Consider the following 17,289-nt stretch of genomic DNA (forward strand, 5'->3'; position numbering starts at 1 on the left):
GTGTCTATGCACCCTTAACAATAAGTGACCTGATCACGCATACACCTTTTATCTATATAGCGTGTACGCTCTAATAGTAGGAGTTGAGTGGTTTGGCGAGCTATGGACGTTTACCCTATTGCTCTATGATTTCATACACGTTGACTATCCAATGTAGTGAAATCTAAAAAAATAATCTTGATCACACGAAGTTGAGTTCATCTTATTTGAACTGCATTGAAGATATCGACTGATGGCGACAGCGATAAAAAAAGGCCCCGAATGGGGCCTAAAAGGAGTTAGGATTGCGAGCATTCGCCTCCCTAGGGAAAGACTGATTTAATCAGCGCGGCGGTCATCGTTGCGTGGCGCGTAAGCGTTGTCATGTGCATGCCCACGATATGAGTCGGAGATGAAGCGACAGATCAGTTTTGCGGAAGCGGAAAGCCACGGCAAGAAGCGGGTGACGCGCCGCGAGCGCTTCCTGACGGAGATGGAAAGCGTGGTGCCATGGTCGCGTCTGATTGCGGCGGTCGAGCCGTACTACCCCAAGGGCAAACGTGGACGGCCGCCGATCGGTCTGGAGCGGATGCTGCGTATCTACTTCCTGCAACAGTGGTACGGGCTGTCGGACGAAGCGCTGGAAGACGCGCTGTACGACAGCATGGCGATGCGGGCGTTTGCCGGGATCGACCTGGCGGTCGAAGCGGTGCCGGACGCGACCACGCTGCTGAAGTTTCGCCGCCTGCTCGTCGAGCATGAACTGACGCGAAAGCTGTTCGACGAGATCGGCATCATGTTGTGCGAGCGGGGGCTGATGATGAAGGAAGGCACGATTGTGGATGCCACCATCATCGAGGCGCCACCGTCGACCAAGAACAAGGAGAAGAGCCGCGACCCGGAGATGCACCAGACCAAGAAGGGTAATGAATGGCACTTTGGCATGAAGGCACATGTCGGCGTGGATGCGGCTTCGGGGCTGGTGCACAGCGTGGTGGGCACGGCGGCCAACGAGTCGGACGTATCGCAGGCGCATGCCTTGCTGCATGGCCACGAGGAGCACGCGTTTGGCGACGCGGGCTACACGGGCGTGGACAAGCGCAAGGAGATGCAAGGCAAGTCCGTGAAGTGGCAGGTGGCCGTCAAGCGCGGCAAGATCAAGGCGATGCGTGACGGTGCGGTCAAGGACTTGCTGATCGCCGTGGAGCGGGCCAAGGCCCAGATCCGGGCGCGGGTCGAGCATCCGTTCCACGTCATCAAAAATCTCTTCGGTCATCGCAAGGTTCGCTACAAGGGCCTGGTCAAGAACACGGCGCAGTTGTTCAGCCTGTTTGGTCTGGCGAATCTGGTGCTCGCCAGGAAGCTGTTGTTGGCCTCACAGGGAAGCAATCCGTCCTGAGCGCGCAAAGCGCGCCAGGAAAGGTGCGAAACGAGAGAAAAAACGGCTTGAATCGGCCCATCTGTTCCGCGTAGCGAAAACCGAAATCCTTGGCTTGTGCAACATCAAGCGCAAACCTCATTAGCGGGTAAGGGAACGACGTCACCGTCGCCCCCTCCCCAAAGAACCGTACGTGCGAGTTTCCCCGCATACGGCTCGCGCATGGCTAAAGCACCGTTGCCCGGCGCCGGCCTTTCCATTCAGCACAAGACCTTCGCATACGTCATATCGTTGGCCCATCTCATTGCTGAGACGGAGGCGCTGAACTGCCGTAAAACAACGACAGTCTCTTCCAAGCTGCCCCGCGTTGGACCGCAAATACTGGTTCGCGACAGCCACACCTCGCGCAAGTCTGCACCCTTTCAGGTCGGAGCAAAGTTTGAACTCCTATCCGGACGATTACAGTCTGGCATTCGCTTTTTGCGCGTTCTCTTACCCGCTTCCCCAACAGCTTCCCTCACGGGTCGCTTGCCAACGATTCGATGTTCTGAATGTTGGCAGAGAATCGGGCTTACCACGTTCCCGTTCTTGCCGACCTCGGCGATACCTCCAGCCCGAGGACTGTCCGTTTAGCGCCCGCCTATCCCACGGCAGCCCTGATGACGACGTGCCCCTACTGATCAAAGGAGCAACCGGCTGCTTACCTTTTGGTCAGGGCCTACCAGCCGCTTTGGCCCATCGGAATTGACGCGGTTTATCAGCGATTCACATCTGTTGCGCATGCGGAAATTTCCTAGTCCCTACACCGCGTTGCGGCTTGCAGCGTCGCCACCATTCGTCGCCGAATCATGACGTCTTTCGACGGGTACATTGTCCCCGGAGCTTCAGACCCGACGATTACTCATCACGCCTGTCCAGGTAGGAAACTGCTGGTCGTACAGCAGGTCACAGCACGCTAGTACCGTATGTGACAAGACAAGAACGAACTTCGCTGCCCGCTGAAACTAGACTACCGACACGCCGCGGGCAAGCAGCACGTGTCGCACGATCAGCAATTCCCTAGCACGGCGGGATACCGGACGATGCCGTAGATGCCCGCCGCAGCCAGGGCGAGAAACCACAAGATCGTGACTGGCCCGAAGAACGCACCGATGGTCGCGGTGCCATGCCGCTGGAACAGGAACAGCGCGATCAGCACACCCACGGATATCGGCAGGACGTAGGGCTTCAGGGCCGTCGTTCCTACCTCGATGCCCTCGACCGCAGAGAGTACCGAGATGGCCGGCGTCAGTACAGCATCACCGTAGAAGAGCGCGGCGCCGAACAGGCCTATGAGCAGAATCGGCGTAGGTGAGCGCCCCAACTTCTTCACCGATGCCAGGGCAAGGGCCAGTAGGGCCATGATGCCGCCCTCCCCCCTGTTGTTCGCCCGCATGATCAGGATTACATACTTGAGCGAAACTACCACCATCAGCGACCAGAAGATCGCGGAGATGCCGCCAAGGATGTTCTCAGGTGAGAGCAGGATCCCATGGGCGGGATTGAAGGTTTCCTTGACCGCATACAGGGGACTCGTGCCGATGTCACCATAGACGACGCCCAGCGCGGCAAGGGTCAGGGCAGCGCGAGATTCTCCCAGGTGCGACTCGCGTGGCGGTTCGCGGTCATTCGCATCGGCATCCACGGCGGCTCCTCTTGATCGCTGCACGCTCGGGCTCAGATCAGGCCCTGAGCCGCCCAGCGTCTCCAACGTCCCCTGGATTTAGAGCATAGACGGTGAATTCACCATCGGCATTGGTGATGTCACCACACACTCGTCAGGCGCGCGTGCGCTCTGCCACGCTGGGATGGAAGAGGTATCAAGCGAAGAGACGATGTGAAATGGCGTCGCCGTTTTGCGAGCACCCTCATGGGGCAGGCGCTTGCAACCGGAAGCGGTCCCAAAATGAGGGATCCTGAAAGTGGGCCTGCCTGCACACCACGAAAGCCGGGAAGCTGGGTCGACGAGGTTGGCCGCCTGCCGGGCATCGGCCAGGCGGCCAGGCGGCTTGGCAGCGATGGATGGCCTTCAGGCCGCAAGCCCCCTGCTTCGTTCCTTGCCAACGCCGGCAGCAAGCGATAGGTTCGCAGCCGACGAAACGTAGGGGAACCGATGGGCGCCAGTGCCACGGCTGACGGCCCGGTCAGCGTTGTAGCAGATCGCGCACCGCCAGCTGGCGCTAACCGGGTGATGGCAGGCGCTGAATGCGCTGAAGTCCCGCTCGAATATCAGCCCTGAGGGGTAGCGACAGCAGCGCACGCGGCCGCTGTGCCAATCATGCGATTACTCGAGTGAAAACCCGCCGCCAAACGGCTCGGCGTAGTTAGCGTCAGCGCGCAGAATTTCAAACTCCGGCATTTCGGCAAACCGCGTTACTTGCACGTCGACGTGGCGCCGCCACACTTCCAACGAGCCCGATTGGACCGCCAGCGCCAAGTAGCTTTTGTGCTTGCGCGAAGGGTAGCGGAATCCGAGCGGGGCCGCATCGCCGGAAAAGCCGGCCAAAACCTCGAGCATCCGCAGGCCAAACCACTGGCACCAGGCATGGTCGCCGTGGATCTGGTCGTAGACGCCTAACTTGCTGAGAGCTGTGCCGTGGAGATCGAGGACCCGGATGTCCGTTTGTAGTGTGAATGTCGCGATCAAGCCTTTCTTGGCGACGTCTGGAGGAATATAGAACGTGCCGGGCAACGTCAAGTCGTTGGTGCAGAAGCCGGACTCCCACAGGGCAGTCGTCAGGTCTTGGGCCGCGTACATCCAGTAGTCCGAAAAACGTCCGTCGGTTCCAGCAAACTCGGCGGGCGGGCCGAATCGGTAGGTCCGCTGGACGTAAGGCGGAATGACCGCGGCGGGATGCCGGACCGCGCGGAAAACGCGCGTGCCGGCGGGCAGGAGAATCTCCGCGCCGGCCAGTGCCTGGCGCAGGAGATCCGTCGGAGGAAGGGTTACAGCAATATGCTCAGGTGCAGCAATATTTGGCGGCATCATCAGCTGATCAAGTCCGTACTGCGCGAGGGCAGCGCGGCCAGCTGCGCGATCACCTTGCCCTGCCGCTCGCTGGCGGATTGGGCAAGGTGGCCACGCTGCGCGGCGGTAAGCGCCGCACGCGATTCGAACGCCCTGCCCGCCAGCACCTCGGCCGGCGTCAGGTCGTCGAAGGCGTCGACCGGTGTCACCCAGAACGCATGGATTTCGCTGCTCGGCAAGTCTGTCATCTGGCGCAGAACCGGAGCGAGCAGCTCCGGCACCGGTGGCGCGAATTGCCAGACCGGGAATGCGCGGCCGATCGCCTTGCCGCGGGGAGTGACACAGTAAAAGCGTGCATTCTCCACCGCGCGGTACAGCGTCGCCTGCGACATGGCCACCAGGCCCTGTGCAATGACCTCCGAGGGCTTCAGGTATGACACGGCGAGTCGATCCTCGACACCTGCCGCCGGCGAACCGGGGTGCCCGAGCGTTGCCGTCAGGCACTGGCGCACGATCGCCATCACGCGGGCCCGCTCGCGCGCGTCGATGGTATGTTCCAGCTGCTCATCGATATCGTGAACCAATTTCTCTACCAGTTGAGCGTCGCCGGCAGCGCCGGACGCGAACGAGGTGCGCGGTGTCATAGCTACTCCTTCAGATGACAACAGCCGGCGGCGCGAACGCCGGATGAATGGCCGCTTCCTGATCAGCCCGCCGGCAGGACAGCAGACGCTGCGCGGCGAACGACATGGCCCGCGACACCAGTACCAAAAGTCGATGTACGCGATCGGATTCACCCTTCAGAGTGCGAAGGCCATTGCGCAGTACCCAGCGCGTTACCGAAGCCATCTTCGCCGGCACGCGCCCCTGCAGCAGTTCGAGCAGAAGGTGGCCGCGCGCATACCTTGTGACATAGCCCGAGACGACGCGCAGCGCAAAATCCAGATACCGATCGGTCGTGGCAAGCCGAATGTTTGTGATGGGGTCGCCCGACGGTATGTAACGCGTCTCGGGGTCATCCCCCAGATTCCCCACCAGGATGACGCGGTTCTGCACAAGGGCCGCCCGCGGCGGATCGAGCTCAGCTTCGATTTCAATGGCGCGAGGCCCCAACAATTGTCGGTAGAGCGCGCTCAGCGCCGCGACGTCGGCGTTGAGGACGGGCGCTTGCGCATCAGCTTTAGGGACGCCGGCTTCGCGGAATCGCTCAAGGAGGGTACCTGGCTCGATACGCATACGGCGAGCCAGGTCGGCCACACTCGGAAAGGAACACATGGTCGGGAACGACGATGCCATGGATGATGGCTCAATCGTAACCAACTTTCGCATGTTTCGCAAGTTTCTCACTCTGTCGGTCTAAGGAACCATGAACTGGCCGACGTTGCCTAGATGTGCAGCAAACATTGCTTCCCCCCCATGGGAAGTGCTACTGGCCCTAAAGCCATTACCACCTAGGCGTGCACAAGCAAGTCTTGGATGGTTCCCTGCTCGCGAGACCGCGCCAAACCGGGGCTGACTAAGCGGCAAGGCGGTGGCCTTCTTCTAGGGCAATGGACGGATACCATCGTTCAACGTAAGACCGGAGCTGGTTGTTGAGCACGGCCGTCCGGATTTGCAGTAGGTTGTGCGCGTGCCGAGGCCGCCAGGCCATCTGCTGCCGTTTGACGAACCGCTTGCTGACCACCTGGTTGACGGCTGACTCGACAAAACCTGAGGCAATGGGCTCCCCATGCCGATAGCGGTCACCGTAGTTCACGATGAAGTGCCGATTGTTGTCGAGGTAGACAATGAACTCCTCGAGCTTGCCGAGGAGTTTGGCTTCTTCGGGGCTGGCCTCAGCGTCCAGATCCCAGCCCAGGCTTTCCAGTCGGCGCAACGCCGGATAGGGGCAGCCGTGCCACAGGTGCCACTTGGCGCCATGCAGATCCTTGATCAATGCCGCGTTGGTCGGGCCGTCGCAGTGGGCCGGCCGGCCCTTGATCATCTGTTCGAGGTTCTGTACCCGCATGGCGATGTGGAACCAATCGAGAACGTACTCACCGCGGTCACCAAAGCCGAGCTGCGCAAACCGTACGGTTTCCCCTCCATCCGACAGGAAGGTGACCGGTTGATCGGGTTGCACACCCTCACGAAGAAGGAAATTCCACATACGATCGGCCGGTCGGCGCTCCAGTTTATGCACGTAGGCAAAACTATGCCCGCCATCCTGATCTCGCAGGGACTTCCCGACAATCACTTCAAACCAGCCGTCCTGGCGGCGCCGGTGTCCGGCCCGCCGAAGGAAGCCGCCGTCAATGCCAACCGCGCGGACCGGACTGGGCTCGGGGATCTCGGGCGAGCGGACGCTCGCCTCCACCTCCGCCTGCTGCCGCACGTCGGTGGCCTGCTCCGCTTCCAGCCGGCGACCGACCTTGGTGACCTGGCGCCGGATCGAGCTGGCTGCCAGTACATGATCGAGCGGCAATACTTCCTGCAGGACGTTGACGGTCAGACCATACGACATCAACGCTGCAAACTTCACCTCGAGATACTGCAGTTCTGGACTGACCCGCTCAGGCAAGCAGTTAGCGACCGGACTGAAGCTAGGGGCGTCGCCCTGGCACTGCCGGCAGGGGTACAGCCTCGGACTGTCAATCGACAGCCGTCCGAACGCGCTACGGAAAACCAAGTTATGGTGGCCCTTGCAAGCCAGCTGCGCCCCGCACGTGGGACAAACGCTGGTCCGGGCAACTGCCTCGGCAACCTGTGCCGTGACCATCGTGCGCTGCAGCCGGCCCAGCAATGATTTCGCCTCCTCCAGATGCAGCCCCAGCGAACCCACATCAAGGCCATCTCTCTCGAACTGGGCTATCTCGGTGACGGTGGCTGGCGCGCCTCCATCGTCCTGCACGACGAGTTGCAAGCTGATACGCATGGCCGCCCTCCTTCCTTGGAAGCTGCGGCGACCAGTCTACCCCTCGAGCTCTCGCAGCCGATCATTGACGATCCGACGATCAAAGCGACGATCCAGCCAAATCAGCCACCCATCGACCTCGTCGCGCAGGTCTTCCAGCACGATTGGCCCTTCGCGCAGTGACTCGATCCAATCGACGAACTCATATTCACTGTGTTCGTCCCTGGCCTCCAGATACCTCTCGATTCCGCCAATGTCCTCGGGCGGGCATGGCCCGCAACCCGCCACGCAACGGGGCAACTGGCCAGGCTGTTGCCGCAGCATACGCCGCTCCAGGCGTATCTCGTGGCGCCACCACGCGTTGAAGTCATACACATAGACGAAACCTTCGTGTTCGCGGAGATGAAACGCGGTCAGCGGCAGTTCGCTGGCGACTGTGCAGAACTGCAAGACGCCCTCCTGAGCTTCGCCGTAACGCCTGCCACGAATGCTGAACGTGTGCAGGTGTTCGTCGGCCCAGCCCATGACAACCTGGATGACATGGTGCAATCGCCCGAGTGTCAAGTGCTCGGGAACGAGGACGCGCCGCCAAACCGGCGGACTCAGGCCGCGCAGAGCAATTCGAAGTTGAAGGACGGAGATCGCCGGTCCAGGATCGGGAGCCATGCACGCATTGTAGGTGCCTCATTGGCCTCTTAGTAGCGGTCCGGCCGTCAGCCCCCGTTTTGGCGCGCTCTCGCCGTAACCGGGTCTGACCAAGATAAGGCCAATTTCCTATCATAAGCCTTGCGGTTATGAAAACGCCGCCTCTTATTCTAAAATGGGCGTTGTTGCATAAATCCGGGTGTCTGGCTGGGCCCTGACGTTTACGCGCAACGGTCTGGGCGGCGCCCCTGTTAACTCTTCGGGTAACTGCGTAGATTCTCGATTTTTGCCCGAGAGATGCGCAAGGACGAACACAAGCGGGGAGAGCCAAAGGGGATCTACCGTGTCAGGAACTGGGCAAAGTACAACGCAGGCTTGATCGCGAGAGGCGACGTCACGATGTGGATCGATGAAAGCGTGATGAATGCAGCGCCCGAGGCGGCGTCGCCCAGGCGTGGCCGGCCACACGTCTACTCGGACGCGGCGATTCAGATGCTGCTCGGAATCAAGCAGGTGTACCGTCTGCCGTTGCGTGCGCTGCAGGGCTTTGCACATAGCCTTCGCAAGCTCGCCTTCGCCGATTTGCAAGTCCCGAACTACACGACTCTGAGTCGGCGCGCCCAGGATCTGAACGTGGTGCTGCCGGTGCAGCGCGCCAGTCAGTCGCTGCATCTGGTGGTCGACAGCACTGGCCTGAAGGTATTCGGCGTATGCGCAAGCCAGGAACGATTTCTTGATACTCGCACGTTGTGTTAATGAGGACGCCCACTCAAACACAGCATGAGGATCTGGGCGATGACAGCAAGACGAACGACCATCCGGCAACTGCCGTTGACCGAGGTCGTTGACCGCAACACATCCGGCGCGACGCCGGTCAGCATTACCACGCCCGAGGGCGGCACGATCTATCACACGGTCCCACTCGCAGACCCTGACACCGGCAAGCGGCGCGACGACCGCCCGCAGTGGATCACAGGCACCTTTCCTCTCTTTCCTGTTGTCCGGCTCGCTGACGGCGCGCCATGGGCTGAGGCGAACCTGTGGCTCATCGACATGATTGAGTCGAAGCCGTCGCCCAACATGCTGACGTTCGCCAGCATTGCTGACGACCTGGTGGCGTTCCGTCGTTATCTGGATAACGAGGGCGTTGACTGGCTGGCATTCCCCGCGAACAAGCGGCAACGTCCAACCTACCGCTACAGCGCCTCGATCAGGCTGGCCGTGCAGGCAGGCGAACTGTCTCCGGGCGTCGCCAGGCGTCGTATGGGCGCCGTAGTGCGCTTTTATCGCTGGCTCATGACCGAGGCAGGCTTCAGGCCCGCGAACGCGCCGTGGACCGAATCTGGCCGCTTCATCGAGTTCAGAGACCATAAGGGCTTCAGCCGCGCGATCGAGGTCAAGACCACCGACCTGTCGATCAGTGGCCGGCGCGCAGATGACCCGTGGGACGATCACATCCAGGACGGTGGTCGCTTGCGCCCGCTGCCCTCTGCCGAGCAGTCGGTGCTGCTTGAATCGTTGGCCACTCTCGGCAATACCGAGATGACGCTCGTTCATCTGTTCGCGCTGTTGACGGGCGCTCGCATTCAGACGGTACTGACCGTGCGCGCGAGACACGTGATGCGCAAACCGGGCGAGTTTCACGGCGACGACATCCGTATCGCCTGCGGGCCGGGTACGGGCATCGACACGAAGGGCGGGGTCAAGGGCGTGCTGCACCTGCCGCGCAGTTTCTATGAACGGCTCTACACCTATGTGCACAGCGATCGCGCGCGCAAGCGTCGCCAGCTGGCAGACGGCGGCGATCATCCCGTCCAGCCGCTCTTTCTCAGCTATCGCGGTGCGCCGCTCTACGAGGATCGCGCGTCGCGCGGCCCGGTCAGCACTGGCCCGCAGGTACGCCGCCACGTCAAGACAGGGCAGGCCGTGCGCCAGTTCATCAGGGACGAACTGTTACCCATGATGCGCGTGCAGCTTGGCAACCCCAGGTACGAGTTCAGTTTCCACGATCTGCGCGCGACCTACGGGCTGAACATGGTCGACACGATGACAGCGAATGAGACGAAGTACACGCGGGCGCTCGATCAGTTGCGGCAGTTGATGTGGCACGTACAACCGTCTACGACCGAGCGCTACCTCGCTTACCGCGAGAATTGCAAGCTGTTCGACGCTGTCCAGGATGGCTGGGGCGTGCACCTGTCGACGCTGGTCGCGCGCACCCTCGACACGGCGGTGGCTGCATGAGCCGCCAGTACGAAGAAGTGCGCATGCCGCTCGCGGAGGGTACAACACTGCTACATCCCGAGCGCGCGCTGCTCAGGTGGGAAGGCATGAGCGGACGTTCCGATATCGGGCAGATTTGCTACTTGAAGCGTGACGCGTCGAGCCTGCGGTGTACGCGACGCACTTTCGACCCCACAAGCTTCAGCAGTGAACGCGCCAGGGTCGTACGCCTGCTGGTGACGCAGCTTTCCGGGCGCATGACCCTTGGCGCGATGCGTCCAAGGACGGTCGACGGTGCTTTGCGCGTCGTGCTTGAGTTCGTCAACTGGGCCGACAGGCAGGGCTTGCATCAGGTGCTCTGTCACGAGAAGACTACGGCGGAAGCGGTTCATCGCTACTTCCGTGAGAGGCGCGAACAGGTCTCGCTGGGCAACCTGAAGCGCAATTCCGTCGACATCAGTCAGCGCCGTCTGTTGTCGATGCTACGTGAGTTATTCCGAAACGACGACTTCTGCGCCGACGCGAGGGTGCTGGGCCGCCAACGGGATGCTTCGGTGCCGACGGCGGTGCCTGACGCCGAAGCCCAGGCCACCCTGCTCTCGTGGGCTGACGCGCTCTTCAGCGGTATCAGCACGCTGGTGCTCGACTTCAAGCCGTACCCGGTACACGTGACCACAGCGCGCGGTGAGAGTCTTTGCCTTGTTCCGCGCAGACACCATCGTCGCGGAGGCGACGGCTCTCACGGCCTGGCTGGCTGGAATCTGGAAACGGGAGAGCCGCGCACTCGGGAAGAGCTCACGATGCGCATGGCTGAGGCTGACGCCAAGAACCCTTCTAAGCGTTCGGGGGACATCGCCAGAAGTGCGGCTAAACATCTTGCGGCGGCGAACGAGGACGCGCAGTCAGAGATCCGGCGCTCACACGCTTCGATGGCCGTCTTTTGCTTTGCCGCGCTGTTTCTGGCCGAAACGGGCGTCAACCTCGCACAGCTGCTGGCCATGAAGTGGAGTCTGGAGCTTGCCGCGAGCCTGCAGGATGCGTCGGTTGTGCGTCAGAAGTTTCGCGAGGTCAAGTATCGTGCAGGGGCTAAAGAGATTACGTTCACCGTCTCGCTGGGCTTCATGCCGAAGCTCAAGGCGTATCTCGCATTGCGCGAGTATCTGGTGCCGGACGCAGGCTGCGACGCGTTGTTCATCGTAGTCGGACATAGCCCGCAGCGACGACGGCCCATACCTCTCCCAACCCAATTTCTGACCCTTCTTTATGATCGACTCGACACGCTCGGGATCGTGCTGCCGCGCATTAGCGCACGTCAGTGGCGTGCGGCAAAGCAGGATTGGGCGGTAAGTAACCACGGCCCTGTCATCGCAGCCAGGCTGATGGGGCACTCGGTGGAAACAGCGCTGCGCTCGTACTCGAACGGCACGGACGCCGCGCACAAGGCTGAGATGGGCGTGTTCCTCGCTTCGGTCGAGAAGACTGTGCTGAAGACCGGCGACGACCCGGCTGGCAGCATCAGGAGCGCGGTGGGCGTCTGCATCGAATTCCGCAAGCCAGTGCCGATCGCCGCTTCAGTCACCGTGAAGCCGGACTGCCGCTCGACCGAAGGATGTCTCTTCTGCGACCAGTATCGCGTGCACGCTGACGCCGCCGACATCCACAAGCTGCTGGGCTGCCGTCATTGCGTCAGGCTCGTGAGCGGACGTGCCGACTCGATCGAGCAATACGACAGTTCGTTCGGCGCGGTGCTGCGCCGCATTGACTTCCTGCTGGATGAACTGCGTAAGCGCGACGCCGCGCTGGTCGATCAGATCGAGCAGGACGTTGATGTCGATGGGAATCTGGACGCTTTCTGGTCGGCCAAGCTCGACCAGCTTTACGAATTGGGGGTGGCATGAACAACACGCTGATCGCGCCGATCGCTGAGCGCCCCGACTGGTATCGTGTCGAGGACGATACAGTGGCTACGCGCGACAAGGCTGCGAACGCTGTTTCGCTGTTTAGTGACGCTGCCTGGGACATCCGGGCATATACGATTGGGCCGCGCACCCATATCTACTTCAGGGGCCACCTGCCTGACGGCGCAAGTCGAGCCCTTTCAGAAGCGACTACGCGACAGTGGAAGCAGGTGATGTACTTTCTGATGCACGAAGCGACCGACACGGTACCGGCGTCCAGTACGCTTAACTCTGGTTCAGCCTGCCTGAAGGGATTCGCGTTCTTTGCCGCCGAACGTGAGCTTACGCTCTACGAGGGGCTGTCCAGCGTCGCTATTGTTCTCGACTATGTGGCGCAACCCGGGATGGAGAGGAAGGCCCAGCGCCTTCATTCAGTTCTGGTGAAGCTTCACCGTCTGGGCGTCGGGACCACAGGGCTGCGCGTACCACTGGCACAACTGCACAAGCCTCTGCTCGAACGCTTCGCGCAACGTGCTGGAAACTCACAACACCCTGTCGTCCCGACGCGGATCTACCAGCACTTCCTGTTGGCCTGTGAACATGACCTCGGCGTCGCTGAAGGGATCGTCGACGTGCTGTCAGACTACCTCGCACGACTGTATGCCGGCGAGAGTCCGTCCGTCCCTTCAGAACTGGTAAGGGTAGCTGCACACTTCGGGTACAAGGCCGTCCCTTACGTCGCGTCGTCGCTTGTGGCGTCGATCAGGGCGCTATGCCAGCTTGTCATCCTGTCGTTCACCGGCATGCGTGCGACAGAAGCAGAGAGCCTCCCATACGACTGCCTGAGCGAGACCCGTCTGGATGGCGTAACCCACTACACCATCGAGGGCGTCACGACCAAGCTGTCGGGCGGGCGTCCCAGGCGCGCACGCTGGGTGACCAGCCCGCTCGCCGCCCGTGCTGTCGGGCTCGCACAACGGCTATCGGGAGAGGCACACCGTGCACACGGCGCGCAGGGCTACGCCGAATCGACGGACGGTTCGCACCTGCTGTTCTGCCGGATGGGACTGCATATGGGATACGTAGCAAACCGGGCGGCGAGTACCGTTCATAACGATATTGAAGCCTTTCGTGAGCGCGTTTTCCCGACGATCACGGTCGAGGACATCGCTGAACTAAAGCGTGTCGACATGCACCGCGCGTGGGAAGACGAGCCGAAGTACGCGGTCGGGCGGCAGTGGCCGTTCACGCGGCACCAGCTTCGGAGGACGCTCGCGTTATACGCGCACCGCAGCGGACTGGTGACGCTGCCGACGCTCAAACGTCAGCTGCAGCACATCACGCAGGAGATGAGCATGTACTACGCTCGTGGCTCGGCATTCGCGAAGGGCTTCATCGACACTGATAGGACCCACTTCGCGAAGGAATGGGCCGGGGCACAGGGCCTGTCCGAGTACCTTGCATACGCCGAGCAGGTGCTGTTCTCTGACGTGCGGCTGTTCGGCGGCCACGCAGCGTGGACGCAGAGCCGTGCCGTGCAGGCCTCGCCTGTGTCGGTCTACTCACGCGAGCAGACGATGAGGATGTTCGTGAAGGGCGAGCTGGCGTACCGCGAGACGGTGCTGGGCGGCTGCGCCAGTGTCGAGCAGTGCAAGTCGACGCCACTCGACTGGATGCGTCTGGATTGTCTTGAATCGGACTGCCGTAACCTCGTGGTCGTGCCATCGAAGCTTCGTCGCGTGATCAACGCGCAGCAGGTTACGGTCGCGAAGCTGCGCGCGGTCGATGAGACGAGCGTCGAATACCGTATCGAGGCGCAGGCGCTGCAACGACTGCTTGACGCGCAGGAGAAACTGATCAAATCGGAGGCAGCATGAGCGGCGCCATGACCGACTACTATGCCGCTCTTGAGCGGCTGAAGAACCGCAAGGGTGCGCGTATCAACAACGACACCGTGGCGATCGAGGCGGGCCGCAAGAAGGGCAGCATCAAGAAGTCGCGCCCACAGTTCACCGAACTGATCGCAGCGATCGACGCGGCCAATGCAGTGGCCGGGCGCCCGAAGCTCGAACTCACCGAGCGTCTGAACCGCGCAAAGGGCGACGCGAAGGATCTGCAGGCACAGCTTGACGAATCGCTGGCTCGTGAACTTGCCCTGCTCCATCAGGTGTTCCGCCTGCGCAAGGAACTGGCCGCGCTGCGTGGCGGTAGCGTCCTGCCCTTGCAGCTACGCTAGATTGCGGCGGGCATCTTCGCTCGAAATCAGCTGCGAAACTTTCGACTGGAAATGGACATTCTGACGGTCGTTGTGTCCATTTTTTCTGCTGACTTTATGGACACCTGGTAGTCTGCTGATTCTAGTATTTGCGGGGCTCTGGCTGATGTCCATTTATTCTCTCTTGCGCGTATCGGCGAGGGCGAGTGGAAGGTGCGCAAGCACGGCTACTCGAAGCGGCGCACCTGGCGCAAGGTGCATCTGGCGATGGACGCCAAGACCGGCCAGGTAAGCGCAGCTTTGATGACACATCAGGACGTTGGCGACGCTGACGTGTTGCCCGAGTTGCTCGATCAGATCCCCACCGATATGCCAATCGACACCATCGGTGGCGATGGCGCATACGACACGAAGCAATGCCACGCGGCGATTGCCGCGCGAGGCGCGCAACCGTCGATTCCGCCGCGTGAGGGAGCGATGCCATGGCCGCAGACCACGTCCGGTGCGGTTTGGCGCAACGAGGCCATTGACGCCATTGCCCGAAGTGGCAGGCGCGAATGGAAGACGTCCAGCGGCTATCACCGGCGTTCGCTGGTCGAGAACTTGATGTACCGGCTCAAGACACTCACGGGTAATCGCTTGTGGGCGCGTGATGTCGGGGCCCAGGCGGCCGAGGTGGCGATCCGCGTCGGCGTACTCAACCGTATGGGGGCCCTTGCACGCCCGCAGTCCGTCCGCATCGCCTGAATTCATCAGCACAGGAAATCTTTGTTTTCAGATCTGACTTATGCAACAACGCCTCTAAAATGCAAGAAGCTGTTCAGGCCGTGAACGCTTGCCCGAACTGCCGCGCCCGCTTGACGTCGTCGGTATGCAAGTAAATCGAGGTGGTCGAAATCGACGCATGGCGCAGGTTGTCGCGCACGGCGCTCAGCTCGACGCCCTTGGCCAGGGCATGAGTCGCATGGGTATGCCTCATCCAGTGGGGCGTAGCGTGGCGGAGCTTTTCGGCCAGCGGCGGGTGATCGCTGGCCAAGCTTGCCGCGGCTAGCCTGAAGAACCGGCGCAGGATTTCCCACAGGCGCAGTGCGGTGATGCCGCCCTGTCCATCATTGCCGCCGTCCAGGCTGCCGACCAAGGCCGCGGCCGGATCCCACCGGGCGCGGCTGATCGGAAGCCGCGCTCCTGCAGATCTTCAAGAGCGCTCGCGACATCTTGCAGAAAGTCATTCGCGCCAACCGCCGCTTAAGTTCCAAACAGAATGGAACACTGCACCGCTTACCCCTCAGACGTCGATTGCGGTATCCGACTTGACTTTGCGACGCAGTTCGAATTTCTGGATCTTGCCGGTCGAAGTCTTGGGCAGCGGCCCGAAGTAGACTGCCCTGGGCACCTTGAAACCCGCCAGCAGCGTGCGGCAATGCGCGATCAGTTCTTCCGCGCTGACGCTGGCGCCGTCCTTCAGTTCGACAAAGGCGCATGGGGTCTCGCCCCACTTGGCGTCGGGCTGCGCCACCACCGCCGCCGCCAGCACCGCGGGATGCCGGTACAGGGCGTCTTCCACCTCCACGCTGGAGATGTTCTCGCCCCCGGAAATGATGATGTCCTTGCTGCGGTCCTTGATCTTGATATAGCCGTCGGGCATGCACACGCCCAGGTCGCCGGTATGGAACCAGCCGCCGGCAAAGGCCTCGCGCGTGGCCTTCTCGTTCTTGAGGTAGCCCTTCATGCAGATATTGCCGCGGAACATGATCTCGCCGATGGTCTCGCCATCGGCCGGCACGGGCTGCATCGAATCGGGGTCGAGCACTGCCACCTGCGACTGCAGGTGATAACGCACGCCCTGGCGCGCCTTCTTGACCGCGCGGTCCTGCCCGGACAGCGTGCTCCAGTCGTCCTGCTCGGCGCAGACCGCCGCCGGGCCGTAAACTTCGGTCAGGCCGTAGACATGGGTCAGCTCGAAACCCATCGCCTCCATCTGCGCGAGCACCGCTGCCGGGGGCGGCGCGCCGGCCACCATGCCGCGCACCGGGCCGCGCACGCCCTCGCGCCACGCGGCGGGCGCATTGACCAGCGCGGTATGCACGATCGGCGCGGCACAGTAGTGCGTCACGCCCTCTTCGCGCATCAGGTCGAACACGAGCCTGGGCTCGAACTTGCGCAGGCATACGTTGACGCCCGCACGCGCCGCGACGGTCCACGGAAAGCACCAGCCATTGCAGTGGAACATCGGCAGCGTCCACAGGTAGACCGGGTGCTTGGGCAGGTCCCATTCGAGGATATTGGACACGGCATTGATGGCTGCGCCGCGGTGGTGGTAGACCACGCCCTTGGGATCGCCGGTAGTGCCTGAGGTGTAGTTCAGCGCAATGGCTTCCCACTCGTCGGCCGGCATGAGCCACGCATAGTCCGGGTCGCCGGAAGCCAGGAACGCTTCGTAGTCGGTGTCGCCGAACGGCGCCTCTGGCGGCCCCAGCACGTCATGCACGGCGATGACCTTCAGGCCGGGAATCTCCGTTGCCATCTGGCGCGCGAGGTCGGCAAACTCGGTATCGGCCAGCAGCACGCGCGCCTCGCCGTGGCGCAGCATGAAGACCAGGTTGGCGGCATCGAGCCGGATATTCAGCGCATTGAGCACGGCGCCCGCCATCGGCACGCCGAAGTGCGCCTCGACCATGGCCGGCGTATTGGGCAGCAGCGCGGCCACGGTATCGCCCTTGCCGATGCCGGCACGCGCCAGCGCGCTGGCCAGGCGCCGTGCGCGCGCATAGGTGTCGCGCCAGTTCTGGCGCAGCGGGCCATGCACGATGGCCGGGCGCTCGCCGTACACCTCGGCGGCGCGGACCAGGAAGTCGATAGGCGTAAGCGGCACGAAGTTGGCCGCGTTGCGGGCCAGGCCGGTGTCGAAATCGGTGGGCATTGCTAGTGTCTCCGCGTATCTGGCGCTGGTGGCGGGGAGCCGCCCGACAGGCCGCATGATGCTGTCGTTGCGCTGCATGGGTGCAGCGACGTCCGGGGCGAGGTGACCATTGTTCGCGCCATCCGGCGCTG

Annotated in this window: 10 protein-coding genes and 5 pseudogenes; 7 read left to right on the plus strand and 8 right to left on the minus strand. The window is 62.1% G+C overall.

The features are described from left to right. The first annotated feature begins 391 nt into the window (after positions 1-391). Entirely contained in the window at positions 392-1,378 is a 987-nt protein-coding gene (locus LPA45_RS32585; protein WP_317925254.1) for an IS5 family transposase, read from the plus strand. Positions 1,379-2,414: 1,036 nt separating this feature from the next. Here LPA45_RS32585 and LPA45_RS32590 read toward each other — a convergent pair. The 6 genes and pseudogenes from LPA45_RS32590 to LPA45_RS32615 form a co-directional block, all read right to left on the minus strand. Beyond that, positions 2,415-3,041 (minus strand): annotated as a pseudogene (locus tag LPA45_RS32590) (KUP/HAK/KT family potassium transporter); the annotation flags it as partial. Positions 3,042-3,680: 639 nt separating this feature from the next. After that, entirely contained in the window at positions 3,681-4,385 is a 705-nt protein-coding gene (locus LPA45_RS32595; RefSeq protein ID WP_317925255.1) for an RES family NAD+ phosphorylase, read from the minus strand. Then, positions 4,385-5,008, minus strand: coding sequence for a hypothetical protein (locus tag LPA45_RS32600; RefSeq protein WP_317925256.1), 624 nt, complete (start codon positions 5,006-5,008; stop codon positions 4,385-4,387). The genes LPA45_RS32595 and LPA45_RS32600 overlap by 1 nt, the downstream gene beginning before the upstream one ends. 295 nt (positions 5,009-5,303) lie before the next feature. Beyond that, positions 5,304-5,420, minus strand: a pseudogene (locus tag LPA45_RS32605) (single-stranded DNA-binding protein); the annotation flags it as partial. Between the two features lie 460 nt (positions 5,421-5,880). Beyond that, positions 5,881-7,278, minus strand: coding sequence for an ISKra4 family transposase (locus LPA45_RS32610; RefSeq protein WP_317925257.1), 1,398 nt, complete (start codon positions 7,276-7,278; stop codon positions 5,881-5,883). A 36-nt stretch (positions 7,279-7,314) separates the two neighbouring features. After that, positions 7,315-7,923: a plasmid pRiA4b ORF-3 family protein gene (locus tag LPA45_RS32615; protein WP_317925259.1), complete on the minus strand. Its 609-nt coding sequence runs from the start codon at positions 7,921-7,923 to the stop codon at positions 7,315-7,317. A gap of 276 nt (positions 7,924-8,199) precedes the next feature. Between LPA45_RS32615 and LPA45_RS32620 the strand changes: the two are divergent. The 6 genes and pseudogenes from LPA45_RS32620 to LPA45_RS32645 form a co-directional block, all read left to right on the plus strand. After that, a pseudogene (locus LPA45_RS32620) lies at positions 8,200-8,610 on the plus strand (transposase); the annotation flags it as partial. An 87-nt stretch (positions 8,611-8,697) separates the two neighbouring features. Beyond that, positions 8,698-10,146, plus strand: a complete 1,449-nt coding sequence (locus LPA45_RS32625; protein WP_140953254.1) for a site-specific integrase — start codon at positions 8,698-8,700, stop codon at positions 10,144-10,146. Beyond that, entirely contained in the window at positions 10,143-12,023 is a 1,881-nt protein-coding gene (locus tag LPA45_RS32630; RefSeq protein ID WP_140953253.1) for an integrase, read from the plus strand. Before LPA45_RS32625 ends, LPA45_RS32630 begins: the two co-directional genes overlap by 4 nt. Further along, entirely contained in the window at positions 12,020-13,900 is a 1,881-nt protein-coding gene (locus LPA45_RS32635; protein ID WP_367395126.1) for an integrase, read from the plus strand. Before LPA45_RS32630 ends, LPA45_RS32635 begins: the two co-directional genes overlap by 4 nt. An 8-nt stretch (positions 13,901-13,908) precedes the next feature. Then, a complete protein-coding gene (locus LPA45_RS32640) occupies positions 13,909-14,259 on the plus strand; it encodes a hypothetical protein (RefSeq protein ID WP_231881534.1) in 351 nt (116 codons plus the stop codon). Positions 14,260-14,433: 174 nt separating this feature from the next. Further along, positions 14,434-14,985, plus strand: a pseudogene (locus LPA45_RS32645) (IS5 family transposase); the annotation flags it as partial. A gap of 73 nt (positions 14,986-15,058) precedes the next feature. Here the strand turns inward: LPA45_RS32645 and LPA45_RS32650 are convergent. Together LPA45_RS32650 and LPA45_RS32655 are read right to left on the minus strand one after the other, a co-directional pair. Beyond that, a pseudogene (locus tag LPA45_RS32650) lies at positions 15,059-15,427 on the minus strand (tyrosine-type recombinase/integrase); the annotation flags it as partial. Between the two features lie 96 nt (positions 15,428-15,523). Next, positions 15,524-17,158: an acyl-CoA synthetase gene (locus LPA45_RS32655; protein ID WP_140948975.1), complete on the minus strand. Its 1,635-nt coding sequence runs from the start codon at positions 17,156-17,158 to the stop codon at positions 15,524-15,526. Between the last annotated feature and the right edge of the window lie 131 nt (positions 17,159-17,289).

Source organism: Cupriavidus sp. Agwp_2 (genome assembly GCF_040784895.1).
Taxonomy (GTDB): Bacteria; Pseudomonadota; Gammaproteobacteria; order Burkholderiales; family Burkholderiaceae; genus Cupriavidus.

What these genes read in the sequence shown, in the direction of transcription:
- LPA45_RS32585 (WP_317925254.1), top strand. Translation starts at nt 392, where the DNA reads ATGAAGCGACAGATCAGTTTTGCGGAAGCGGAAAGCCACGGCAAGAAG.
- LPA45_RS32595 (WP_317925255.1), bottom strand. Translation starts at nt 4,385, where the DNA reads ATGATGCCGCCAAATATTGCTGCACCTGAGCATATTGCTGTAACCCTT.
- LPA45_RS32640 (WP_231881534.1), top strand. Translation starts at nt 13,909, where the DNA reads ATGACCGACTACTATGCCGCTCTTGAGCGGCTGAAGAACCGCAAGGGT.
- LPA45_RS32655 (WP_140948975.1), bottom strand. Translation starts at nt 17,158, where the DNA reads ATGCCCACCGATTTCGACACCGGCCTGGCCCGCAACGCGGCCAACTTC.
- LPA45_RS32635 (WP_367395126.1), top strand. Translation starts at nt 12,020, where the DNA reads ATGAACAACACGCTGATCGCGCCGATCGCTGAGCGCCCCGACTGGTAT.
- LPA45_RS32600 (WP_317925256.1), bottom strand. Translation starts at nt 5,008, where the DNA reads ATGACACCGCGCACCTCGTTCGCGTCCGGCGCTGCCGGCGACGCTCAA.
- LPA45_RS32615 (WP_317925259.1), bottom strand. Translation starts at nt 7,923, where the DNA reads ATGGCTCCCGATCCTGGACCGGCGATCTCCGTCCTTCAACTTCGAATT.
- LPA45_RS32630 (WP_140953253.1), top strand. Translation starts at nt 10,143, where the DNA reads ATGAGCCGCCAGTACGAAGAAGTGCGCATGCCGCTCGCGGAGGGTACA.
- LPA45_RS32610 (WP_317925257.1), bottom strand. Translation starts at nt 7,278, where the DNA reads ATGCGTATCAGCTTGCAACTCGTCGTGCAGGACGATGGAGGCGCGCCA.
- LPA45_RS32625 (WP_140953254.1), top strand. Translation starts at nt 8,698, where the DNA reads ATGACAGCAAGACGAACGACCATCCGGCAACTGCCGTTGACCGAGGTC.